The organism is Stenotrophomonas sp., from assembly GCF_032103445.1.
Classification (GTDB): Bacteria; Pseudomonadota; Gammaproteobacteria; order Xanthomonadales; family Xanthomonadaceae; genus Stenotrophomonas.
Genome location: NZ_DAMDFR010000001.1, coordinates 81733 through 105292, shown reverse-complemented (window position 1 = coordinate 105292; position 23560 = coordinate 81733). Strand labels below are relative to the sequence as shown.

Here is a 23560-nt window from a genome sequence, read left to right as displayed (position 1 = left end):
GCTCAGCCCCCGCTCACTGGTGGCAGGATCGCCACGCGGCCATCGTCGGGCAGCGCCTCGTGGTCGCGCAGCACGCGTTGCTGGTCGGCAAACGCCGAGTAGTCCAGCAGGCCCGCGCGGAAACCCGGCCAACGCACCGGCAGCAGCTCGCGCAGCGCCTGGCGCAGATCGGCCACGGTGCCACCGGCCACATCGACGGCGATTTCGCGGCTGGCATCCAGATCGGAAAACGCACCGAACAACTGCAGATTCACCTGTTTCATCATGACTCCTGGCTCACCAGCTGCACCGGTTCGTGGTGACCCCAGCCCTGCACGCGCACGAAGGTGCCAGCGCTGGCCAGGTCTCCCTCGGCCTCCAGCACCACCCAGGCGTTGGCCTGCAGCATGGACATCAAACGGAACGACTCCTGCCCGGACAGTACGCGCGCACTCAGGCGCCCCTGCCCGTCCATTTCCACCCGCGCCCGCGCGTGGAAGCGCAGACCGGGCGGCTTGCGCACGTCGGCCTGCAGCGGCAGCCGCAACACCGGTTCCGGTGCAAGCCCCAGCAGGCGGCGCAGTACCGGCTCGACGAAGAAGCGCTGGCCCACGGCAGCCGAAACCGGGTTGCCGGGCAGGCCGAAGTACAGCGCGCCATTGGGCAACACCGCGAACAACAACGGCTTGCCGGGGCGGATCGCCACCTTATGGAAGACGATGCGCGCACCACGGCCACGCAGCGCATCGGGAACGAAGTCGTAGCGGCCGGCCGACACCGCGCCGGTACTGATCAGCAGCTGCGCGCCAGCGGCCAGCGCTTCATCCAGCACCGCATTGAACGCGGCCACGTCGTCGCCCACCGTGCCCTGCCAGACCACCTCGGCACCGGCCGCCTGCAGGCGGCCCACCAGGTAGGGGCGATTGCTGTCACGGATCTGGCCCGATTCCAGCGCCTGCGCCGCCTCGGTCACCAGTTCCTTGCCGGTGGCGATCACCGCCGCCCTCGGCCGCGCCACCACCGCCACCTCACCCACGCCCAGGGCGTGCAGCAGGGTGCGGGCATTGATATCCAGCACCTGGCCGGCGCACAGCACGCGCTCACCCTCGCGCACGTCCTGGCCGCGCAGGCGCACGTTCTGGCCCGGCTTCACCGTCGCGGTCAGCGCGATGCGGGTCGGGCGGCCGTCCTCGCTGGCGAGGATCTCCACGTTCTCGACCGGCACCACCGTATCCAGGCCAACCGGCATGCGCGCTCCGGTCATGATTTCCCAGGCACCCTCGCCGCCTTCGGCGCCGGCATCGCCGGCTGCCTGCCAGCCCTGCACCGCGAATTCGGTACCGGCCTCGAACGTCGCGCCGTTGGCGCGCAGCGCAAAGCCGTCCATCGCCGAATTGTCGAACGGCGGCAACGACTGCCCGCTGTGGATGTCACTGGCCAGGGTACGGCCGCCGGCTTCATGCAGCGGCACGCGCTCGGCCGGCAGCGGCGTGGCCGCGTCCAGCAGGTGCTGCAAGGCTTCGCAATAGGGAATCATGAGTGGCCATCCCCCTCGACCATCGCCAGGGCGTGGCCCAGTACCGGCGCCAGGATATCCAGGCACTGCGCCGCCGCCTTCGGGCTGCCGGGCAGCGCGAACACCAGCATGTTGCCCAGCTGCACCACCTCGGCGCGGCTCAGCCAGGCCATCGGCGTGTGCTGTGCACTCAGCGCGCGCACCATCTGCGCCAGGCCATGTACCGGCCGCGCGTTCAGGGAACGGAGCGCCTCCGGGGTCAGGTCACGCGGGCCCAGTCCGGTACCACCGGTACACAGGCACAGGCGCACGCCCTCGGCGGCCAAGGCCTGCAGGCGACCCGCCAATGGCTCGATGCCATCGGGCAACACCTCAGCGGCCACCACCTCGCCGCCCAGCTTTTTCAGGCCGGTCACCAGGGTCGGGCCAGAGATATCCTCATAGGTGCCGTCGCTGGCGCGATCGCTCAGCGTGATCACCGCGCAGGCCGCGCCCTCCAGGCCCTTCGGCGCACGCGGCTTGAAACGCGTGCGCTCGGCATCGTCCATGCCGTCGGGGTGCAGCCAGACACCGCGCTTGCCGCCTTCCTTGAACAGCAGGCGGATACCTTCGATGCGCAGGGCCGGTTCCACCGGCTTGCTCAGGTCGTACAGGGTAAGCAGCGCCGCGTTGACGCCGGCCAGTGCCTCCATCTCCACGCCGGTGCGCGCCTCGCTGGCGCACTCGCACCACACGCGGATCGCCTGCCGTTCCGGTACCGGCGCGCAGAACACCTGCACCAGTTCCAGCGGCAGCGGGTGGCACAGTGGCATCAGCATCGAGGCCATCTTGGCGCCCTGCAGGCCGGCAATCTCGGCCATCACCAGCGCATCGCCCTTGGGCAGGCGGCGCTCGACGATCAGCGGATAGGCCACTGGACCGGCATGCAGCTCGCCCACCGCCACCGCACGTCGGCGGGTGATGCGCTTGTCGCGGACATCGGCCATATGGAAGGCCGCATTCAATTCCCCACTCATCGTGTTGCTCATCCTCCGATGGAGGCCAGGTGCGGGGTCAGCCCGGTCTGGCCCTGGTGCAGTCCATGCCCGGCCGCTTTCAGGCCAAGCTGCGTGGTAATGCGTGCCAGCAGCGCGTCATGGTCATCGTCGCTCTGCAGCAGCGGGCGCAGCGGCACGCCGAACTCGCCGAACAGGCACAGCCGCAGGTCACCCTTGGCGGTCACCCGCAGGCGGTTGCAGCCCTTGCAGAAGTCACGCGAATACGGGGCGATGATGCCCACCGTGCCGCGATGGTCCGGGTGGCTGTACTCACGCGCCGGGCCGGCATCGGCGGCGCGCGGCCGTTCGTGCCAGCCAGCCGCCAGCAGCTGCTCGATCACCACGTCGGCGCGCAGGTGGTGGCGCTGGAAATAGGCTTCGTTGTCGCCGGTGCGCATCAGTTCGATGAAGCGCACGCTGAAGGGGCGGTCACGCAGGTAGTCCATCCACTGCGGCAGCTCGTCGTCGTTCAGGCCACGCAGCAGCACCGCATTGAGCTTGATCGCCGGCAGGCCCAGCGCCTGCGCCAGGGCCAGGCCCTGTTCGATCTCCGGCAGGCGGTCATGCCCGGTGATGGTCTTGAAACGTTCGCGCTGCAGGCTGTCCATGCTCACGTTCAGCGCGGTCAGGCCGGCGCGGTGCCAGCCCGGCAGGCGCCGCGGTAGCAACGTGCCATTGGTGGTGATGGCCACCTTGCGGATGCCCGGCACCGCCGCCACGGTGGCGATGATCTCATCCAGGTCCTTGCGCAGGCTGGGCTCGCCGCCGGTCAGGCGGATCTTGCTCATGCCCAGCGCGGCAAACGCACGCACCAGGCGCGCGATTTCTTCCACCTGCAGGAAGCGCGGGCGGCCATCGGCCTGGTAGCCGTCGGGCAGGCAGTAGCTGCAACGGAAGTTGCAGGCTTCGGTCAACGAAAGGCGCAGGTACGGAAAGCTGCGTCCGAAACCGTCGGTGAGTTGGCGGGGATGATCTGCCAGTGCGCCCTCACCTACCGGCTCTGGCGCCCGAATGAGCTCGGCTGACATTCTTAGTCCTCCCTACGACATGCCGGCGCAATCACTGTGAAATGACCACCCTGACCGGGATCGACTTCGCCGCGGGGGTACCACTGATGCGATCGAAGTAATCCAGAGGTAGCAGTGGATTGAGTTCAGGGTAGTAGCCCGCAATCGCGCCACGCGGCATCGGATAGTCAAGCACAGTCAACCCATCGACCCGCCGGCAGACGCCATCACTGGAGATCGTCTCGAGGCTCACCTGTTCCTCCTTCCCAATCCCTCGTGCTACTCGATCTTCCAGGTTCATGAAGAGGATCATTCGATCGTTATACACACCGCGATAGCGATCGTTGTAGCTGTAGATTGTCGTGTTGTACTGGTCATGGGAGCGAACCGTGGCCAGCCGAAGCATAGTGGGATCCTCGACCAGGTCGTTCACTTCAAGACCCGGCAACACCAGAATATTGGCCTTCCCGTTAGGTGTCGGCCACTCACGGCGGCGCGGCGGAATGTCCAAGTGGAAGCCACGCGGCGCCTGGATCCGTTCATTGAAGTCTGCGTAGATGCTGGGATAGACCGCCGCGATCAGCTCACGAACATGGTTGTAATCGTGCATGCAAGCTGCCCAGTCGACCTTGCTGTCCGGCAGTGTTGCCATTGCCATGCGGCACACGATCTCAACTTCCGGAAGAACATGTTCACTCACAGGCTCCAGTACTCCACGGGATGCGGTGACATTCGACATGGCATCCTCAATGGTGACAAACTGCTCACCCAGCGGGGTATGGATCCACTCCGAGCGCGCCACCACCGGTAGGATCAGCGCCTCCTTGCCATGCACTAGGTGGCCACGGTTGAGTTTGGTGGCGATGCCAACCGTAAGCTCAAGACCACGCATTGCCCTGTAGGCAATTTCGGTATCAGGAACAGCATGGATGAAGTTCCCGCCCATGCCGATGAAGACCTTGGCGGTTCCAGCCAGCATCGCCTCAATAGACTCAACCACATGGTGCCCATGTTCGCGCGGCGGTTCGAACCCGAACACGTCGCGAACTTGGTCCAGGTAGCGTTGCGTCGGCTTCTCATCAATGCCGACGGTACGGTCGCCTTGCACGTTGGAATGGCCGCGAATAGGAGCAATGCCCGCCCCGGGCTTTCCGAAGTTGCCGCGCAGCATCAGCAGATTGGCAACCTGCTGCAAAAGGCGAGATCCTTGCTGGTGCTGGGTCAGGCCCATGCCATAGCAGATAATGGTCGCACGGGAACGGATGTAGATCTCTGCACAACGCAGAATCTGCTCCTTCTTGATCCCGGACACTTGGACGATCTGGCTCCACTCCAGGGACATCACTTCTTCACGCAATGCCTCCAGCCCGACGGTGTGCTCGGTCAGGAATTCGTGATCGAGAACAGACTCGCCGGCCGCTTCCCGCTCGAACATAGCCTTCATGATGCCCTTGATCAGGGCCAGGTCACCGCCGATGCGAATGTGTACAAATTCACTGGAAATCTCGGTGGAGCCAAACGTGGCCATCTGCACGACGTCCTGGGGCTCGGCAAAGCGAATCAGCGCACGTTCCGGCATAGGATTGACCGCGACAATTGGAGCATTACGCTTCCGCGCCTCCACCAAGTTGGACATCATTCGTGGTGAGTTGGTGCCTGTGTTCTGGCCGATGACGAAGATGGCCTCAGCATGCTCAAAGTCATCGAGCACGATAGTGCCCTTGCCGACACCAATTGCCGGCGGCAACCCCCGGCTGGTCGGCTCGTGGCACATGTTCGAGCAGTCCGGGAAGTTGTTGGTTCCGAACTCGCGCACGAAGATCGAGTACAGGAACGCGGCTTCGTTCGGCGTCCTCCCCGAGGTGTAGAACTCAGCCTCATGCGGGCTGGACAGGGCCTGCAGGTGTCGCCCGATCAGCGCGAAGGCCTCATCCCAGCTACAAGGAACGTAATGGTCGGATACCGGGTCATATCGCATCGGCTCGGTCAATCGACCCTGCATCTCCAGCCAATAGTCGGACTGCGCCATCAGCTCCTGGACAGTGTGCTCCGCGAAGAACTCACGCGTGGCGCGATGCTTGGTTGCCTCCCATGCCAAGGCCTTCGCACCGTTTTCGCAGAACTCCAGCTTCTTGGTGTGATCTGCATCCGGGAAAGCGCAACTGGGGCACTTGAATCCCCCAGGCTGATTCATCGACAAAAGCGCTTTAGATCCCTTGGCAATGACGCTCTGCTGCATCAGAACCTTGGCGGTTGCACCGGCGGCACCCCAACCACCGGCAGGATGGTCGTAGGCTTTGTAACGGGGGATCTTCTGCTCTGACATGACAGGCACTCGCAGCATGCAATTGGGAGTGGGAAAAGTTAAGCACGCGACGGCCTCCCCTTCCACGGACAGTATGTCCACCCTGCCCAGACAAGACGTCCGGCGTACACGCCGGGGATCGAATCGAGGCACTGGTGTCCGATACGAGTGCCTCAACGGACCCGAAGCGCTCATCCTGGCCCTCACCACGAACAGGTCTTCACGCCACCCGCCATCGATTGTAACTATCTAATTTATCGGGCGTTTTCTAGCTACAGGCACATGTAGCGGACAGGCGGGCCACAGCCCCTCGAACAGAATGTCGGATCAACTCAGCCAAACTGTCCATCTGCGAACATTTGTAAATTTTGACCGCAGCGGGGTGTACGCCTTGGGATACTCTCCGCACTGTCAAACCACTAAGAAGTCCCCGACCCGAGGGACCCTGCACGCCCAGATCATCGTTACCGGCTTCCCTCCCCGCCAGGCCTCATCTCCATGCAAGCGCCCAGCCCAGTACCTGCCAACGAGCCCTGCGGCATCGCATATCGAAGAACCCTTCGGTGGCGTGGTGGCGAGCGCGGCTCAATCATGGACAGCGTTGCCGAAGAAGTGCCTGTCGCGATGCTCTACAACGACAGTCCTTTCTCGGTGATGATGGCCAGCCCAACGGATCTGGAAGACTTTGCGCTGGGCTTTTCCATGACGGAGGGAACAATTTCTGATCCCTCCCAACTTCTCCGGATTGAAGTGAGGCCATCGCTGGAAGGCATTGAGCTGGCGATGGAAGTCACAGATAGTGCGCCCATCGTGTCAATGCCCAACGACGCCACCCGCAACCTACCCGGGCGTAGCGGTTGCGGGCTATGTGGAGCTAGTCGACTGGAGCAAGTGCTCAGAATGCCTTTGCCAATCGACCGACCCACCACCTACTCCGCCTTGGCGCTACGCGTAGCACTGTCCTCGCTAAAAGGGCTACAGCCAATGAACGAGGCTGCCGGCTCAACCCACGCAGCAGCATGGGTTCTCCCGGACGGAGCTATCGAAGTGGTACGCGAAGACGTGGGCAGGCACAACGCACTAGATAAGCTCATTGGTGCAATGAGGCGCTCATCGACTTCAACCAACGAAGGTCTCGTGCTTCTATCTAGCCGTGCTAGCTACGAAATGGTGAGTAAGGCCGCCTATGCAGGCATGGCGATCGTTGCAGCGGTATCGGCACCCACAGCCTTAGCCATAGATCTCGCAAAGGCCGCAGGGATCTGTCTTGTCGGTTTCGCGCGCTCGGATGGCTTCAACATCTATTCACACCCCCAGCGCCTACTCGATTTGGAAGCTGCACACCTAGCAGCCGTATGACGCCAGATGACGCCTGCCGTGCAATGAGCAAGGATCTCCGCCGATGAAATTGCTAGGCACCATCGGAACTTGAGCCGCTAGCCACCACCCACCCCCTATTGGGATCGTTATGGACGCCCTCCTCCTTTCCCGAATTCAGTTCGGCTTTCTCATCAGCTTCCATGTGCTCTTCCCTGCCTTCACCATTGGCTTGGCCAGTTGGCTTGGTTTCGTGGAATGGCGCTGGCTTCGAACCCGCAACCCGGTGTGGCGGGATCTGTTCTTCTTCTGGCAGAAGATCTTTGCCGTGTCCTTCGGCATGGGCGTGGTAAGCGGTATCGTCATGGCGTTCCAGTTCGGCACAAACTGGCCTCGTTTGAGCCAGATCGCCGGAACCGTAATCGGCCCCCTACTGACTTACGAGGTCCTGACAGCCTTCTTCCTGGAGGCAAGTTTCCTCGGAGTGATGATGTTCGGCTGGGGGCGAGTATCACCACGCCTGCACTTCTTTTCCACATGCATGGTCGCACTTGGAACGCTCTTTTCAACGTTCTGGATTCTTGCCTCCAACAGCTGGTTGCATACGCCTGCGGGCTACGAAATGATCAACGGAGTGGTCCATCCGGTTGACTGGTTCGAGGTTGTGTTCAATCCATCGTTCCCCTATCGACTGGCCCATATGGCAATAGGGTCATTCATAACAACCTGCTTCGTGGTGGGTGGTGTTGGCGCCTGGTACCTGCGGCGTAAGGAGCACGTCGAAGCCGGCCGCAAGATGCTTGGGGCGGCTGTGATATTTGCGGCCATTACCGTTCCTGTTCAGATTTTCGTGGGTGACATGCATGGTCTGAACACCCTCAAGCACCAGCCGATGAAGATCGCAGCGGTAGAGGCTCACTGGCATCAGGGCCAAGAAGGTGAAGGAGTTCCGCTGGTCGTCTTCGCTGTACCAAATGAGAAGGAAGAGCGGAACGATCTTGAGATCGCGATTCCGCGTGTTGGCAGCCTCATCCTGACTCACTCCATGGATGGAACCTTCGCACCGCTGACATCCGTACCGGCGAGCGAACGACCTCCGGTCACGCCTGTGTTCTTCGCATTCCGGATCATGGTTGGGATAGGCACCCTCATGCTACTGCTCGCCTGGCTTTCTGCTTTCACCCTGGCCCGCCGTAAGCTGTTCGATTCCGGGGCCCTGCTGCGCGCTTGGAACTGGATGCTTCCAAGTGGGTTCGTTGCTTTGGTGGCCGGCTGGTTTGTCACCGAGATGGGGCGCCAGCCTTGGATTGTCTATGGCGTTTTGCGAACGGCTGATGCCGTGGGACCGCAAACGGCCTGGATGACAGCGATCTCACTCGCGGTCTATGTCGCTGGATATGCGTTCGTATTTGGTTGGGGCATCTGGTATCTGGTCAAGATCCTCCGACATGGCCCACATGCCCAAGACGGAAGTCCGTCGCTAGAGGGTGGTGATCGCACACCTGCACGGCCTATCTCGGCCGCTGATCAATCTCTCTGAGGAACGCTGACATGGACTCGATGACCTGGTTGCCCATCGCCTGGTTCGCCGTCATCAGCTTCGGCGTCCTGATGTACGTCGTCCTCGACGGCTTCGTACTCGGTATTGGCATTCTCGCGCCCTTTGCCGAGGATGAAGAGCAGCTCGATGTGATGATGAACACCGCTGCCCCAATATGGGATGGCAACGAAACCTGGCTGGTGCTCGGCGGAGCCGGATTGCTAGCAGCGTTTCCAACAGCCTATGCAGCGCTTCTTTCGGCCCTGTACCTTCCAGTACTTCTGCTGCTTGTATCATTGGTTTTCCGGGGGGTCGCCTTTGAGTTCAGGTTCAAAGCCCATCGCTCCAAGAGGCTTTGGAGCGTGGCTTTCGGCCTTGGCTCGCTTCTGGCCGCGTTCTCTCAAGGAGTGATTCTTGGCACGGTGGTGCAAGGCGTGCCAATGACTGGTGACACCTACGCTGGCGGGCCATTCCTATGGTTCAGCCCCTTTGCCATGCTTACCGGAGCAGCCTTGGTTGCCGGCTACGCCTTGCTTGGAGGCACCTGGCTAATCTTGAAGACCGAGGGGCGAACCCACGCACTTGCCAGGCGCCTGACCCGCCCCCTGGTGGTCGCCGTGATCGTGGCCATGGGGCTCGTGAGCAGCTGGCTGCCGTTCCTTGATCTGCGACTAATGACTCGCTGGTTCAGTGACGGGAATTTCTGGTGGCTGTCCCCCGTCCCCCTTCTTACGCTCGCCGTGGCAGTGGCGCTGTGGCGCGCGGAGAAACGCCCCACTCATGATCTTGCCCCTTTCCTACTGAGCCTGTCGTTGTTTGTCCTGGGTTACCTAGGCCTCGTACTCGGCATGTGGCCGTACCTGCTCCCCCCGGCATTGACGATCTGGGATGCAGCAGCGCCAGTGTCGTCGCTTGGCTTCAGCCTGGTCGGCTTGGCGGTCATGCTTCCTGTCATCCTGGGCTACACCGCCTGGTCATACCGCGTTTTCCGCGGCAAGGTGAGTGCGAGCACGAGCTATCATTGAGCGTGATATGCCGCCCATTCGCCTGAAGTGGAGAATGGGCTCAACTAAAGCCCGGAAAGGGCGAGTGGGTTCGGTGGCGGCCGACTCATGAACTGAATGTCACTGGACTATCTTCAGCTAAGCCGAAGGTCAAATGCCACCGCCTCTGGCCCTCGACTTGACTCAATCAGTTAGCCAATACGCCCGGCCTCCCAGAATCGTGTATCGCCCTAAGACACACAGGATGTGATGAGTGGGGCCTTCAGCCGACCCTGAATCGTATGCCTTCGGATCGAACTGACTTGAAGGAAAGTCGATGATTCACGGTGAGGTGGTAGAAGAACGCCTCACACCAACGAAGTCGCCTAGAAAGAAGGACTACATCATGTATGGGGCCGCTACGAGATAGCCACCTGACAAGAGTGAGTGGGTCCCTTCCCGACAGCATGGGGCTAAGTAGCTCAACAGTAGAGCCTCTGGCCAACGTGCAAACCCACGGCCGTACGGATCTTAACCATAGGTGGAAGCCCTCCCGCTCAAGCCTACGCCTTTCAGCAAGCTCCGCTCTGAGCTGACGCCGGCGAACTTGGCGGGCTATCTCCAAGTGTGGCGAGTACTCCCCCTTGCCATGATAGGCAACCTTCAGGACGTAGCCCCGGGCCCTGGTAGGAATCGGTGAGTACGAAGCTCGAACACGCGCAAAGAAGTACCCCGCGAAAACGGCAGTTGCGACGAGAACAACATGAAGTTCGCTCGGGGCGATACGGTATCCACTCGCGGTGAAGAACTGGACGCAAACAACTCCATCACAACCCGTAGGAATCAACGTTCGATACAACGTCGTCCCGGGAACATACAAGAGAAAAATGAAGCCATAGGCGCACCATTTCCAGCAATGAACTCGCTGATCCAGCACCGGCTCCCAACTGAGCTCTCTTTTGGGGCGGCGCAGAACGTAAGCGCCAATGAAGAGCAGCGAAGGAACGCCCAATAGCAGCAGCAGGTCGATGATCTTCTGAATTGAGTACATGGCAGGGTACTTAGAACGTCGCTCCGGAGCTCCTGGGCAAACGGGATGCCATCGACTGGATTCGTGGCCGGGACGACCCGCCAGGAGTCTGGACAGGGCTGTATCGGCCGCGCGACATGGAACTTGAACCACTGATTCGTCCATGCTCAATGGCCTACTCGCGCTCCTCGGCATAGCACGGCTCCCCAAAGAACCTAGAACACCGCTGGAGGAAGCGACGGGACTTTCACTCACAACTCCAGCGCAGCCACGGACAGCAGTGTGGCGATATCTGAAGATCAGATAGACGCGGACTCGCCTCGCTGCTATGCTGGTGAGCTAGGCGAGCGATCTGAGAGACAAGTGGCCTATGTTGTCACCCAACCGACCCTCATTTCGCATTGGCCAGAGTTGGACGATTTCGTTCGTTCAATCGGCCCGTTCTTAGCCTGCGCCTGGTGCGCACTGGAGCGCTCAAGGACCGTAAGCGGGCCTGTTGCCGCCGAGGGCTTGGCCTCAGCCGCACTCGATACGCTTGCCTCACTTCGCGTACTGCAGCGCATTCCCATCGCAGCCCCCAATTCCGGGGCGAGGTCCTTGTATGAGCCTCTGGCATGGACCTATCAGGCCGCTTGGTCACGTCAGGACGTGAGTCTGGAGGCCAGGTTGACCAGTACGCTTACCCGATGGGCTGCCGAATGCCCGTCCACTGCCAAACGGACCTTGGGAACCTCGCTCGCAGAGAGCGAAGCCCGTGCATACCTGGCCAACCTGCTACGCAAGTATCGGCTATCTCCCACGCTGGGCAATGGCCTGAGATCGACCCAGCTCCCGGAGTGGAATGCACTGAGCTTGGGACGCAAGAGGTATGTACTGTGGGCCGGCATGCGCAACGTTGCGTCGGAGTTCCTGAAAGCTGATCTGGACGAGGAGGCCGCCCGTCGGGTACTTGATCGAGAGATCAGCAGGAGATGCACTTGGCTCGTTAGCCGAGTTCAATCGGGAGCACTTGGCCCGACTGACTTTTGCTTCGTGCCAGGCCATGGCTGGCGTCAGCCGTTGATCTTGGACGTGGCAATGGAGACGTTTATCCCTCTGGGCAGACAGTACTGGCTGCAGCCAAGTAGCGACTGGAGGCTTTAGCGGATACTCTCCGCGCCGCGTCCACTAGTGGGCGCGCGACCCAGCGAATCCGGTGTCAGCGGTCGACTAGATCGCGTAGGTATCGGTGGCGCCAATAGCCAGGGCTGGCCTTGAACGACTGATGAGCTCGCCACGCGTTTGATCTGGAAGGGCAACTACGAGCGCAGTCCCTGTGCCCATTGCTGCAGGAAATCCTCCTGGACAGCGGTCTCGATGGCACCCGGCCTGACACGTCGCACCGAGCCAATGGCAGCCTGCGCTGTTCGCTCAGCCCCTGACTGCAGTAGAAGCATCGCTGCGACAGTGCCGGCTCGCCCCAGCCCACCCTTGCAGTGGACCACAATGCGCAGGCCCGAATGCAAACTCCGAACGAGCATTGACCCCAGTACTGGCCATCGTTCGAGCAACCTCTGGTCAGGTGCTGCGCCATCCGTGATTGGAAGGCCATGCCATGAGATGCCCTGCCCTTCAACCACTTGAGGCAAGCACTCGATCCGCAACTCACTGAACTCCCACGGCTCGAGTAGCGTGATCAGGTGGCTGGCTCCCCAACACTGAATCACAGAGACATCCACATCGATGTCTCTCGCCCATGCCCCCGTCATCGCAACTTCTTGGTACTTACCTGGCGCGAAGGTCACACCAATTGCCCCTCCCCTTTCGCCAACCGGGAGTTCCGCGATAGCTAAAGGGTGGGTCAAACTTGTTCGAATCATGTCGGATCTCCTGAACGACAGCCCATTCCTATGCAGCAACCGGCGCTGCTGGCTGGAAGAGCTGCACCCGCCAACCCACTCACTAAGCACACCAACTACAACGGAACAACCAATCGTTCCTTCAGCATCTCAAGGGCCACTTCCAGGCCGGCGTCATCCGCGTCATATGGAGCGCCGAACAAAGAGACCTCAATCCAATAGCGCTCCTGCCCCGGATGGATGTAGTCCGCGTGATCGTCCAGCAACAGCGCTGCACCCAGGATCGGAGACACATACCGGAGGTCCTTCGTTGCCCCTCCCCAGAATGTATATGGCAACTCAGCGAACCAGCCTGGCGCGCTCCCTTCCTCGACCAGCAGCCGCGAAATCCTGCGGAAAGCTGCCTCAGGGACCGTGGTGTAGATGACCAGATGCTCGAAGAGTTCATGAGCGACCTCAAGGAACTGATAAAGCCCTGGGCGTGGAATCTGGCTGACAGCATTTGAGATCAGCGTCCCCTCGAGATCGAGAGCAAGGATGGTCGGTCGCATTGAGCGCTAGGATCCTCATCAGCAGTTGGACACTTGGATCTGGAGCGTTCCGCGCTGCGCTTGGTCATCGGACGCAGTTGCGGAACGCCAATGAGTCAGATATCTGAGAACTTCTCGGCTTGCTTAAGCTGATTCTCCAGAGACTGGATCTTTTCCCTATAGTTGGCAGCTATGTAGGGCTTGTCATTGAAGTCCAAAGCCGTCTGAGGAATTAGTTCGAGCTCGACTCGCGTTGAAGACGCTTGTCGAATTGCCAGTGTCGACCACGCATCATCACCTTTTACGAAGCCAACATTGAAGCGCGCCGTGACGCCGCGGCTCGGCTTGAGGCCATCAATCGATCGGAAGTCGCTGTGCACCCGCGACTTTGCCGTGGGCTGAGCTTCGCCATTGATGTAGAGCGTCGCCGCCCAGCTGGCCTGGCTGAGCGCCAAAGTTGAGCTATTCGCAATTCGCGCCTCAATGACCGGCTTCGGGCCAAAGAAGCTGTCCTCGATCCGTAACGTTGCGCCACTCGCACGCACTCTTTCTAGTTCGGTGATCGTCGGCCGCTGCGCGTTGGCCTGCTCCTGCAGAGCAAGAATTTCTTTTGGATGGGCATCCCTAATCTGCTTGATGTGCCCCCTAACCACCTGTCTTATAGATGCATTCGGGTAGGCCTTGTTCAGCTCAGCCAGATCAAGGCCGGCAACGGCCCAGTTGAAGGCATCCCGCTCATGGGCACTCAGCTCGGCGTCAATTGCGTCAATCGACGCTCTGTATTGCTCCTGCGTGCCGTCAGTGACCAACTTCCTGTCTACTGGACCGCTGCAGGCGGCAACTAGGACCGTCAGAGCAAGCAGCAAGCCCTGCCTGCCCCAGCCAGCTGCGTCGCGTCGACGTTGTTCTTTGATCATGCCCTTCCCCTGTCAATGAGAAGCACAGGATATCTGGTTTTTAGATATCGGAGAACTGGATATAGCTTCTGAAGCCGCTCAACCAGGGTGCGGCCGTGGCCAAGACAATCCATCGCAAGGAATACGCCGCCCTGATTGAGACCGTCAGAGACGCGCGCTTGGCTGCTGGCCTTACCCAAGTACAAGTGTCCAGCAAGCTGGGGCGCAGCCAGTCGTTCATTAGCGATGTTGAGACAGGGAAGCGCAGGGTTGACGTCGTGGAGCTTAGGGACATAGCGCGCCTGACAGGCCTATCCCTGGGCAAGCTCATTGCCGACTTTGAGAAGCGACTCAAAGACTGACTTTACTGAGCTAAGGCTCAGTCTTCTTCAGATGCGTACCACTAGGCTCACGCCTAGTGCCCACCCCACTATCCCGCTCAACGAGCATGCGACCACTTTGAGCAAATGGCTTCTTGCCAGTTCTGGCTACACAGGACTGGCTGGTCAAGTGGTGGCCTCCAGCGCACCATCCGAGCTAGAAGGGAAAGCATTCATAAGCCCTGTCGGCGCGCTTGACTGACGATTCCTTCGCAATAAGAGGTTCAGCGCTTCAAGGAAATCCCTTTGGGGCGACCTCTTCGTACTGACCATAGCTTAAAAGGCTCGGCATGCATTGCAGAACCAGCATGCGCATCTCCCCGCAAGAACAGTGACCTCCACCGCGCGGCTAGCGTTGATACCTCTCCCTTGTTGACGCCACTTCAAGGTAACGAAAGATCCTGGAGGCGCATCTCACGGCTCATCAACCATGGGATGCGGATGCTCAACGTCAACCAGCATGTCGACAGAACGCATGAACTTCAGAAGCACTGCGCCCAGAGGCTTGATGCGGGTGTAAGGCGAGCTTCCGATGCTAGAAGTGGGCAGGACTTCCGCCACGCATGCCGCTACCGGACTGATTGGCGCAAACTGCTTGAGAGTTGCAACCTCGCCGTGACAAACATCCTCCGGCACGTCCAGCAGCCCAAGAAACAGGTCGTCAATTGCATCTTGAGTCGGCAAAGATCCGCCGAGCTCAGTCCCAGCCAGCTGCGCGAATGCTCCTTGCCTTGTCAGATCATTCACGAAAGCAAGATAGTGCGAGTGAAACCGGGCGAAGAATGTATCCACCCCACCTGTGCGAGGAGTCACCGGAAGCATGCACGGATAGTCATCTGCGAAGAATACCCCCTTCGCCGAATTGCTACTAAACGCGCTGGAATCCGTATTGCCAAGTGGAAACCCAACATCCTTTGGCAACAGCGATCCCCTACGAAGCCTGACCACCCGCTGCTCCATCAACAGCTGGATTGCCGTGCATGCGTCGGGGCGCAATCCCCAAACAGCACAAAAACGAATAATTGCCCAGCGTAGTGCATCCCGGACATCTACTGCAGTCTCGAGCCTACCGCTGTCTATAGCTAACAGATAGTTACACGCACACAGGCCTATCGCGTCCAAGGAGCCACCTTCGGCCACGTTGAACATGGACTCCAAGGCATCTACCCGACTTGGCGCATAGCTGCTGAGGCCAGGGAGATTGTGATGAGAAGCCACCAGGCGTTCGGTGATGGACGGCATCAGTAGCCCAAGACGCTCCATTAGTGATCGACGTACGCCCCGCAATTGCTCCGCAGTGGGAGCCTCTGTGCTGCAGATCATCCAGATCGGATGCTCGAAGGCCTCCTTTGCAGCCGCGAACGCTGGATCCCCATGCACCGAGTCAATCAAGTATCCACCAGGACCGCGTAGCTTCCCTGGATGATGCCCCTTGCTGAAGAACCGGTAGAAGGATCGGGGACGACCGTTGGCCGCTTGCGCGTGTATATCGAGCCCAACTCTAGGCAAGAGCAACTGATCAAGATCATCCCAGGTCAGTCGATCGCCATGCAGCCTTCGCACAACGCAGGCCCACACGCTATTGCGGACGACCAGCGCCACGTCTGTTGGAATCTTGCCACGAGGCATACTTATGGATCTTCTGAAGCGGGACTAAAGAATCCCCTAGAACTGGCTGCAATTGTGCATGATGGGGTCCAACGGTAGCTAGGAGTTGCGTCATGCCTATCCAGAATCCAGAAGCAGCAGTCTCCACCGAACTCAGTCGCGAGCTGCTAGAGCGGCATGGGGAGCTCATGGGCGGCAGCGACCTCCAGCGGAACCTTGGCTTTCCAAACGGCCGCACCTTCGGCCGAGCCGTCCAGCGTGAACTTTTGCCGGTTCGCACCTTTCCGCTGCCAGGTCGGCGGGGGTTGTTCGCCAAAACGCGAGATGTCGCTGAGTGGCTGAACTCGCTGTAATTCCTGAGCACGCGAGCTGAGGCCGAAGCCAAAAGGCCCGCACCACTTCTGATCTGCTGAAACTCACCTAGGCGCACAGTGCGCCCCTGAACGGCTTGACGCCAAAACTCCAGCTTCAAAGGAGGCATTTAGCCCCCCAGTTCATCAAATCTCCGACCCCGGAAATGAAATCGCCCCCGCAGCAACGGGGGCGATAGCCTCTCGCCGGAGCGAGAGGGGGTGAAGCTCTACGATAACGTATGTAGGCTCCCGCAATTCCGACTTCGTGTCAAGCGGCAAAGCTGCTTGAGCGGGCATCTGCGCGCTCCGACTGCCATCGTATGGCAATCGGCACGGCACCCCATGCCCGAAATCCCCAATGACCCTGCTGGCCATTGCCGCCAGTACCGAGCCTCATTCTCCGAGGCCAACCGGGAAGTCGATCGATGAAGATCCAACACTCAGCTGACCATGCATTGAGTCATCCCTCAATCGCGATTGCGCAGCGCCACTCCTCGACCATGCGAACTGCAGTCATCCACAAGGAGGCAGCATGAGCAACCACGCGACCAATCCCGTGAGCCCGTTCCAAGGCGTAGCGTCTGCACGCGCCTCCGACCCGCTCCACAATGGGAAGGATCGACCGCTGGCCCCCCGTGAACTAACCGCTGGCCAGATCAAGAGGGGGGACATCTTCACCTTCTTTAGCCCGAAAGAGAACCGGACGGTTACCGTACACGGCCCCCTGCAACTCGCGCTTCGACTGCAATTGGAGTTTGATCCATCAGTGGCGGCCGTGACCGAGAGGCCTCGGTCCATCCCGGTAGGACTTGACAGCATGGAACTCCATTTCTGGTTTCAGAGGCGCGGAGGCCAGGAGATCTATGCAAACGTCATTCCGAATTCGCAGACAGTACCCGGCGTGGATGGCAAGCGTCGTCCTCGCGAGCTGGACCGGCTTCGTTCAGCAGCCAAGGATGCAGGCATCTCTTTGTGGCTAATCACGGAGGACGAACTCAAGGCGCCCGGCGGCAGGAATGAGCTCTGCTACCAACTGCTCGGGTTCTGCCAGTCAGCCAAGGATCTGGGGAGCAGCCTGGCGTTGCGACAGGAAATCGCCGCGACCATCGAGCGAAGCGGCAGCATCAGTGCAGATGAACTCATCCATGAGCTCAGGCACCACCCTCGAACTCACATTCAGGGGGTCGTGGCTGAGTTGCTTCACGTCGGATTTCTGGCGACCGATGCATTTCCTCGAATGACGGGGCGATCAAGGATCTGGAGGGCCGACCCATGAGTTCCAAGTTCAATGCCGTCGACCTCGAGTCGATCCGGGCAACTCCAAGGCCAAATGGGATCGTACTTCCAGCTGATCAACAGTCGGAATTTCAAGCCCGCCTGTCAGCACTCACCAGCGTCCTTGATGGGGCAACCTTGGTCGACGCAGCCCTTCGATGGGGCGTGCCGCGAAATACCCTCTCTCGAATGATCCGGACCGCACTGCTCTTCGACGAGAGCGGTCATCGAGTCGGATACCGAGCCTGCATTCCCTATGCGCGATTCAGCGTGTCAGATCGCAACAACTCGGTCGTCCCCGATAGTTCACATCCGTTCGCCATAGATGCTGTCCTGCAAGCGATCCCCGAACTCGGCGATGCAGTCGCAAGATTCAAGGGCGCCTTGCCAACACAGTCCAAAAGGAGCCCCGCGTTCGACAGGCTGCATTCCCAGTTCGTGAAGGTGCTGACTGGGAAGGGCTTTCAGGCCATGTATCCGCTCAACATCCGTGACAAGGGAAGACGAGCACTGACCTCCCTCATAAAGCGCATCCGAGGCACAAAGAGCGAAAATGAGATGCTCTTGGCTGCGGATGAGCCTACTTCCACCCGAATCGAGAACCTACTCAGCATTCGGCCATTTGATCGAGTTGAGTACGACGAGCATTCCGTCGACATCGACGCATGGCTGGCCATGCCGATGGCGGACGGCTCATTCCGGCTAGAGAAGATTAGTCGGATCTGGCTACTGGCAGTTGTTGATGTCGGGAGTGGCGCCATCCTTGGTTGGGAAATGGTGCTTGGCCGGAAGTACGAGCAACACGATGTAGTCAGCCTGTTCGCGAAGATCATGAGCCCCTGGCAACCAAGGGATCTGAGCACGTCGAACTTGAGCTACTCGACTAGTGCATGGATGCCGTCGATCTACCTAGTGGATGAGGTAGTGATGAGAAGCGCAATGATCGCAATGGACAACGACTCATCCCATCACGCCAAGATGACAGTCCGAAATCTCATTGATCATCACAAGGGAATCCTGCACTTTGGACGATCCGGGATGGGCGAAGGTCGCCCCTACATCGAGGCTCTATTCAAGAAGATTGAGAATGGCCTGCTGCGCCACATCGCCGGCGGCTTTGCTCCCGCAACGCAAGTGAATGAGCGTCAAGTCACTACAAAGCTTGACGGGAAAGACCACCCCATTCTCCTGGAGGTCTTGAAAGACCTCATTGACACCTATGTTACCTCGCACAATGTGACGAGCCGGTCCACTCGCGAACCCAGGTCGCCCAAGCGAATCATTGATGAGCATCTGGCATCTGGGGAGTGGGTGTGGCATGCACCTGGCACCGAAGATGACGTGAGAAACATGACCGTTAGGCGGATGAAGGTGACCATCAGAGGCTCCAGAAGGAGTGGTGTACCTCCCCTCGTCTATCTCGACCACGCTAGGTACAGGTCACCAACACTGTCTGGACAGTGGCACCTGATTGGGCAGTCATTTGACGCAACCTACGAAGACTGGCGAGACATTCGCAAGCTGACCCTCTGGAGAGGCGGTAAGCGTGTACTCACACTTCACGCTCTCGCCCCATATGCGAGCGTGGCCCACACGCTGTCGATCAGGAAGCGCGCGGCACGCTGGGCGAAGAGCGACGCGTCACGGGAGCCCGGTAACTACTGTTTAGCCGACAACATTGAGGCCTATCACGCAGCCGTCCGATCGGCGGCCGCTGGCGTCAGGGACAGCGCCTCGCTCATGGCAGCTGGCGATGTGCCCAAGCCACCTTCCACGACCAACAGTCAGGGGCAAGGCTCTCCACTGATGGGAATCCGCAGGGCCACGTTCAACACGAGGCTCCGCTGATGAAGGCCCCGGCGAGCCTTGAGAACCACCCAATGCACGCGCGACATCGCCCCAATATCCAGACTCTCCCCTTACTGCGAATGGCATCTGGATTCGCCACGTGCCTGGAGTATGGGCGGCCGAGCCTGAGGATCATTGGCGATGGCCGGTGTGGGAAGTCAACTGCCACGCGAATACTTGAAACCACCACTTCTTGGCGACCATTTCCTATTGGATTCCTCCGGATGGTCGTCGGAAAACCGACTACCCCTAGCGAAGGCAACTTCTTCCGCGAGGTCATCCTTGGACTGGGCATGAGGGCAACAACCGTAGCCAGCCCACAGGATCTCCTCCTCAGGATCATCCGGGCAATTGAGCAGGAAGCCGCTAGAGCATCGGCCGACGTGGTCGTGATTGCGATCGATACGGCTGAGCAGCTCACGCTCAAGGACTACGCCCACCTTGCAAAGCTTCAGAACCACTTCCTCGGATCATCAGTGCAACCGTTCTTTCTCTTCATCCACCAGAGCAACAGCGTGATTGGAGGCGCAGACGATCTTAGTCAGCTGGCGCCGCCACATCTGTATGGCCGATTCTTTGTCGACAGCCATCCTTTTACCGGGCTTCTCTGGGACATCCCGACGGAGGACGCTGACGTGCAGGACGCATGTGATGTCGCCTTGGCATTTCGCCAGCTTGACCAAGTTATGAGGTGGCCGGACGAGGGAGGAAAGACCTACACCGAAGCATTCGCACCCTATGCTTACAGCGTTGGCTGGCGCCTTGAGAAGGAGACCGAAGCGATACGCGAACGAATTGAGAACCTTGCCAATCAAGGCAACTATCCCGTTCCCAAGGATTGGCTCATGGCCTCCTTCAACCAGTTTGTCTACCACCTACTCACCAAGATCGCTGCTGGGCGCAACGATTTCGAAGGGCTTACTACCCAGCACATTGATGAAGCTCTCCTGCGCAGCGCATACGCCGGCTTCGAAAGCTCAAGAAATAGGGCCGTAGGCAAATGAGGAGCGGCGCTCAGCTGGTCGGCGGCAACCTCCGACTTGTTCCATACCAATCGGCTTTTGGCTGCGTCGCGAGGCTATCGCGACTGAACCAGGCCAGGCGGGTCACGGAGTACTCACAACTCCTCGGAATCAAGCCAAACAGAAACATCAACCTGCTCTTGAGCCTGACGACCTCGCAAGTACAACAAGAGGCACTCTCTACAACCCTTGGGATCGAGACTCCGCCCGAGTGGGACTTGGCGGCGTGGTATCCGTTCATGACGGACGACCCGAGACTGCCCTCCCATCTCAGGTTGAGGTACTGCCTTCCTTGCATCAGACTCGGGTATCACACCACACTGCATCAGCTGCCCTGGATTTCCACGTGTCCCTGGCATGGCGTTCGCCTGCGCCAGAGTTGCCCACGATGCAATGGATTTCCGGTGACAGTCGCTGGCACGCCCACGAAGTTGCTCACCTGTGCGTGCGGCTTTGACCTTATGAATGAGTCGGCTTCCGCCTTGCAGAGACACCCCCACCCCAATGCCACGGCGTATCTACAGGCCTACCTCAACTGGTGTGCGGAGCAAAGGCGTACAAGTCGGCTGATCGTAACTCCAGGGGTACACGTTGATCCCAGCAGGATTTCCAGCCTTGTGGACCTTCCTCCTGGCCTGGCGCTACGCCAGGCCAGGAGGGTCTGCAACGCTAAAAGGTACAGGCTCACGACACACCCAGATCAACAATCACCACCAGCAGGCGCAGATACAGCACTACGTGCAAACCATACGGGCTCTGAGGACGACTCAGGCCCAATCCTCCGTTACATTGACCAGAATGCAGCCAGAGGTTCCCGACGAGGTCGATCAGATCAGGCCTTTAGCCCTCAAGGCGAGCGAGTCGCCGGAGCTCGGGATCAACCGGCTCCGGATGGATGGAGCAGCTACGCCGCGACCAGGCCAGGCGGGCGCTATCGAGTGATTCACCCCAACTATTTGAACTTCGTAGATGAGCTCCTGGGCAAATTCAGCCATTCCAGCCCGCAGCGGGTGAGCAACTCGGGATTGGGACTACGAGTGAGACTAGCGGTGCTCGCCCAGGGCTACGCGGACGGCATCCTCCTCTCGGAGCATGAGGGCAACTTGAGCGCGCTTCCGGAGCGTTATAGATCGCCCAGTCCCATTGCGCTTTTGGATACGAGCCATCCACACGAATTGCGCGTGGCGTTCGGATAACGCAACCCTAAGCAAAGGCATCGATCGCCCCACCCTAAACTTCTGACGCACAACTCAGCTGCCGAGATAGAGAAGCCGCCTGTTTGCACCTGGAAATGGGCGGCACCCATTTATTCGTAGCATTTGCCAACAACAGCAATCGAATCCACGCCAGGGCCAGGCGCCTTCAATCCGTGATGCTGATGCACCAGTCAATGCCAGATGGCGCCATCGGGCAGAGACTCTGGCTGGTCTACCATCAGTAGATAGTCAGGAGCAAGATGACGCTGAGGGTTCGGCGCCGCGCGATAGGCCTGAATGACGTACTGGACCAGCGGGACTTCCACCCCAAACCGAAGACCTTAGGTGCCCCGCATGTACTCCTCGCGCACCATCTGCCGTTGTGCGCCAGTCAGTTGCGGATACTGCCCACCGCTAGGATCACCGATGACGCGCTGTCCTGCCGCGTGCGGGCACCCGGGTTGACTTGGCGATAGGCGCCCCACACCACCGCCGTGGTCATCCAGCACCGCGCCGCACTCGCCGGCCTGGAGGGGACTTCGGCGGACACAACCTGCGCTCGGGCTTCATCACCGAAGGGGCGCACCAAGGCTTGGCGCTGCCCGCCCTGATGGCGAATACCGATCACCGCTCGGTGGCCAGCGCGGCTGGCTACTTCCAGCAGGGCGGCGCCCAGCACAACCCGGCCGCACGGCTGCTCGACGCGGATTGAGCCCGTCCCAGGCGCGCCGCGTCCCGGCACCCACCCACGCCCTTGAAACTGTGAAAGCCATCCCAATGTTGATCGGGAGCTATCAGCTTTCCGGCCCGTGATCGGGGAAGAGTCGCAGTTCCTGCGACAACGAGCCGGCAAGTTGGCAGCGGGGAAGTCGCAGTACCACCTCACCTATCCGCCGGTCGGCACGCGCCCGGCTTGGAGATCGATGCATGGGAACGCAGCACGTAGGCCATAGGGAGCTTGTCAATTTTGCCGACGATCGGGTCAATCTGCCACGCGATAAAGCCAATGAGCTACGCGCGCAGGCGCGTGGACTGAGAGAGCGTCTGGAGACCTACCTAGGGCAGCACCCGGATTTCACCCTTCGAAAGATGATCCTTTCGGGAAGTCTGGCAAAAGGCACCGCATTGCGGTCGCTCAACGACATTGACGTGGCCTGTTACATCAGTGGGGCAGACGCCCCCAAGGACATTGGGAGGCTGCTGGAGTACTTGGCAGAGCGGCTTCGAAAGGCTTATCCAAATTTCAAGCCCGAACAAGTCAAGCCCCAGACTTACTCCGTAACAGTCTCGTTCCAAGGTTCTGGGCTGGATGTGGACGTGGTGCCGATCCTCTATGACGGCGATCCTGACTGGTATGGCAACCTAGTCAGTCAGGATGATGGCTCGTTCTTGAGAACCAGCATTCCCCGGCACCTAGAGTTTGCCAAGCGGCGTAAACAATTGCAGCCTTCGGATTTTGTGCAGGTGGTGCGCTTGGTCAAGTTCTGGGCAAGGCGCATGAAGACGGAAGTTCCCGGCTTTCGTTTCAAGTCCTTCATGATCGAGATGATCCTGGCAAAGCTGTGCGATGAGGGGCGTGATTTCTCCAACTACCCCGAAGCGCTCCAGCACTTCTTCACCTACGTGGCGCAGAGCGGCCTTCGCGAACAAATCGCATTCCAGGATTACTACCCTACCGCCATTATCGCCGCCTTCTCCGAGCCTATGCAGATCATTGATCCGGTGAACGAGAAGAACAACGTGGCCAAATTGTACGGTCACGCGCAGGTCGATGCCATTGTCGAGGCGGCATTGGATGCCGGCGACGCGATTGATGCGGCACTGGCTGCACCGACCAAGCAGGAGACCGTGCGCTACTGGCAAAAGGTCTTCGGCTCTTCCTTCCAAGCGTGAGGGCCCT

At 59.9% G+C, this 23560-nt stretch carries 18 protein-coding genes and 1 pseudogene; 10 read left to right on the top strand and 9 right to left on the bottom strand.

All coding sequences use genetic code 11. The annotated features are described in order from the left end of the window. Positions 1-2 precede the first annotated feature (2 nt). Genes RT551_RS00445 through RT551_RS00425 form a run of 5 tightly spaced genes read right to left on the bottom strand, consistent with a single transcriptional unit; the run spans position 3 to position 5865 of the window. Complete coding sequence (locus RT551_RS00445) at positions 3-263, bottom strand: MoaD/ThiS family protein (protein ID WP_017354494.1); 261 nt, start codon at positions 261-263, stop codon at positions 3-5. Beyond that, positions 263-1516: a gephyrin-like molybdotransferase Glp gene (glp, locus tag RT551_RS00440; RefSeq protein ID WP_017354495.1), complete on the bottom strand. Its 1254-nt coding sequence runs from the start codon at positions 1514-1516 to the stop codon at positions 263-265. Before glp ends, RT551_RS00445 begins: the two co-directional genes overlap by 1 nt. Next, a complete protein-coding gene (gene moaCB, locus RT551_RS00435) occupies positions 1513-2511 on the bottom strand; it encodes a bifunctional molybdenum cofactor biosynthesis protein MoaC/MoaB (RefSeq protein ID WP_026070513.1) in 999 nt (332 codons plus the stop codon). The genes glp and moaCB overlap by 4 nt, the downstream gene beginning before the upstream one ends. A gap of 8 nt (positions 2512-2519) precedes the next feature. Further along, on the bottom strand, positions 2520-3560 hold the full coding sequence (gene moaA, locus RT551_RS00430; RefSeq protein WP_017354497.1) for a GTP 3',8-cyclase MoaA: 1041 nt from the start codon (positions 3558-3560) through the stop codon (positions 2520-2522). A gap of 31 nt (positions 3561-3591) precedes the next feature. Further along, complete coding sequence (locus tag RT551_RS00425; RefSeq protein ID WP_026070515.1) at positions 3592-5865, bottom strand: FdhF/YdeP family oxidoreductase; 2274 nt, start codon at positions 5863-5865, stop codon at positions 3592-3594. A 477-nt stretch (positions 5866-6342) separates the two neighbouring features. Here RT551_RS00425 and fdhD point away from each other — a divergent pair, with 477 nt between their 5' ends. The 3 genes from fdhD (at position 6343) to cydB (ending at position 9726) form a co-directional block, all read left to right on the top strand. Beyond that, on the top strand, positions 6343-7203 hold the full coding sequence (gene fdhD, locus RT551_RS00420; RefSeq protein WP_026070516.1) for a formate dehydrogenase accessory sulfurtransferase FdhD: 861 nt from the start codon (positions 6343-6345) through the stop codon (positions 7201-7203). A gap of 109 nt (positions 7204-7312) precedes the next feature. Beyond that, a complete protein-coding gene (locus tag RT551_RS00415; RefSeq protein WP_017354500.1) occupies positions 7313-8701 on the top strand; it encodes a cytochrome ubiquinol oxidase subunit I in 1389 nt (462 codons plus the stop codon). Between the two features lie 11 nt (positions 8702-8712). Continuing rightward, the gene (cydB, locus tag RT551_RS00410) at positions 8713-9726 is read left to right on the top strand and encodes a cytochrome d ubiquinol oxidase subunit II (protein ID WP_017354501.1); all 1014 of its coding nucleotides are present in this window, start codon (positions 8713-8715) and stop codon (positions 9724-9726) included. Positions 9727-12012: 2286 nt separating this feature from the next. Here the strand turns inward: cydB and RT551_RS00405 are convergent. The 3 genes from RT551_RS00405 to RT551_RS00395 form a co-directional block, all read right to left on the bottom strand. Next, entirely contained in the window at positions 12013-12462 is a 450-nt protein-coding gene (locus RT551_RS00405) for a protein-tyrosine phosphatase family protein (RefSeq protein ID WP_017354502.1), read from the bottom strand. A gap of 206 nt (positions 12463-12668) precedes the next feature. Further along, entirely contained in the window at positions 12669-13103 is a 435-nt protein-coding gene (locus tag RT551_RS00400; protein WP_017354503.1) for an NIF family HAD-type phosphatase, read from the bottom strand. 95 nt (positions 13104-13198) lie between these two features. After that, positions 13199-13999: a hypothetical protein gene (locus RT551_RS00395; protein ID WP_017354504.1), complete on the bottom strand. Its 801-nt coding sequence runs from the start codon at positions 13997-13999 to the stop codon at positions 13199-13201. Between the two features lie 95 nt (positions 14000-14094). Between RT551_RS00395 and RT551_RS00390 the strand changes: the two genes are divergently transcribed. Beyond that, on the top strand, positions 14095-14340 hold the full coding sequence (locus RT551_RS00390) for a helix-turn-helix transcriptional regulator (protein WP_017354505.1): 246 nt from the start codon (positions 14095-14097) through the stop codon (positions 14338-14340). Between the two features lie 432 nt (positions 14341-14772). On the opposite strand, the gene RT551_RS00385 is transcribed toward RT551_RS00390, so the two are convergent. Then, positions 14773-15600, bottom strand: coding sequence for a hypothetical protein (locus tag RT551_RS00385; protein WP_049421696.1), 828 nt, complete (start codon positions 15598-15600; stop codon positions 14773-14775). Positions 15601-16079: 479 nt separating this feature from the next. Between RT551_RS00385 and RT551_RS00380 the strand changes: the two genes are divergently transcribed. From RT551_RS00380 to RT551_RS00355, 6 genes and pseudogenes are all read left to right on the top strand, one after another. Further along, the gene (locus RT551_RS00380) at positions 16080-16319 is read left to right on the top strand and encodes a hypothetical protein (RefSeq protein ID WP_049399270.1); all 240 of its coding nucleotides are present in this window, start codon (positions 16080-16082) and stop codon (positions 16317-16319) included. Positions 16320-16851: 532 nt separating this feature from the next. After that, positions 16852-17595, top strand: a complete 744-nt coding sequence (locus tag RT551_RS00375) for a hypothetical protein (protein WP_017354507.1) — start codon at positions 16852-16854, stop codon at positions 17593-17595. Beyond that, positions 17592-19442 carry a hypothetical protein gene (locus RT551_RS00370; RefSeq protein WP_049399271.1) on the top strand — a complete coding sequence of 617 codons (1851 nt, stop codon included), beginning with the start codon at positions 17592-17594 and terminating at the stop codon, positions 19440-19442. Before RT551_RS00375 ends, RT551_RS00370 begins: the two co-directional genes overlap by 4 nt. Continuing rightward, entirely contained in the window at positions 19442-20446 is a 1005-nt protein-coding gene (locus RT551_RS00365) for an ATP-binding protein (protein WP_332840906.1), read from the top strand. Before RT551_RS00370 ends, RT551_RS00365 begins: the two co-directional genes overlap by 1 nt. A 1705-nt stretch (positions 20447-22151) precedes the next feature. Continuing rightward, positions 22152-22372, top strand: a pseudogene (locus RT551_RS00360) (integrase); the annotation flags it as partial. A gap of 215 nt (positions 22373-22587) precedes the next feature. Beyond that, entirely contained in the window at positions 22588-23553 is a 966-nt protein-coding gene (locus RT551_RS00355) for a CBASS oligonucleotide cyclase (protein ID WP_026070609.1), read from the top strand. The last annotated feature ends 7 nt before the right edge of the window (positions 23554-23560 follow it).

Bases quoted from the DNA above. Each gene is read 5' to 3' on its own strand.
- glp (WP_017354495.1), bottom strand. From the start codon at position 1,516: ATGATTCCCTATTGCGAAGCCTTGCAGCACCTGCTGGACGCGGCCACG.
- RT551_RS00395 (WP_017354504.1), bottom strand. From the start codon at position 13,999: ATGATCAAAGAACAACGTCGACGCGACGCAGCTGGCTGGGGCAGGCAG.
- cydB (WP_017354501.1), top strand. From the start codon at position 8,713: ATGGACTCGATGACCTGGTTGCCCATCGCCTGGTTCGCCGTCATCAGC.
- RT551_RS00405 (WP_017354502.1), bottom strand. From the start codon at position 12,462: ATGACGGGGGCATGGGCGAGAGACATCGATGTGGATGTCTCTGTGATT.
- RT551_RS00380 (WP_049399270.1), top strand. From the start codon at position 16,080: ATGCCTATCCAGAATCCAGAAGCAGCAGTCTCCACCGAACTCAGTCGC.
- moaCB (WP_026070513.1), bottom strand. From the start codon at position 2,511: ATGAGTGGGGAATTGAATGCGGCCTTCCATATGGCCGATGTCCGCGAC.
- RT551_RS00365 (WP_332840906.1), top strand. From the start codon at position 19,442: ATGAAGGCCCCGGCGAGCCTTGAGAACCACCCAATGCACGCGCGACAT.
- RT551_RS00375 (WP_017354507.1), top strand. From the start codon at position 16,852: ATGAGCAACCACGCGACCAATCCCGTGAGCCCGTTCCAAGGCGTAGCG.
- RT551_RS00355 (WP_026070609.1), top strand. From the start codon at position 22,588: ATGGGAACGCAGCACGTAGGCCATAGGGAGCTTGTCAATTTTGCCGAC.
- RT551_RS00370 (WP_049399271.1), top strand. From the start codon at position 17,592: ATGAGTTCCAAGTTCAATGCCGTCGACCTCGAGTCGATCCGGGCAACT.
- RT551_RS00415 (WP_017354500.1), top strand. From the start codon at position 7,313: ATGGACGCCCTCCTCCTTTCCCGAATTCAGTTCGGCTTTCTCATCAGC.
- RT551_RS00385 (WP_049421696.1), bottom strand. From the start codon at position 15,600: ATGCCGTCCATCACCGAACGCCTGGTGGCTTCTCATCACAATCTCCCT.
- RT551_RS00425 (WP_026070515.1), bottom strand. From the start codon at position 5,865: ATGTCAGAGCAGAAGATCCCCCGTTACAAAGCCTACGACCATCCTGCC.
- fdhD (WP_026070516.1), top strand. From the start codon at position 6,343: ATGCAAGCGCCCAGCCCAGTACCTGCCAACGAGCCCTGCGGCATCGCA.
- moaA (WP_017354497.1), bottom strand. From the start codon at position 3,560: ATGTCAGCCGAGCTCATTCGGGCGCCAGAGCCGGTAGGTGAGGGCGCA.
- RT551_RS00400 (WP_017354503.1), bottom strand. From the start codon at position 13,103: ATGCGACCGACCATCCTTGCTCTCGATCTCGAGGGGACGCTGATCTCA.
- RT551_RS00445 (WP_017354494.1), bottom strand. From the start codon at position 263: ATGAAACAGGTGAATCTGCAGTTGTTCGGTGCGTTTTCCGATCTGGAT.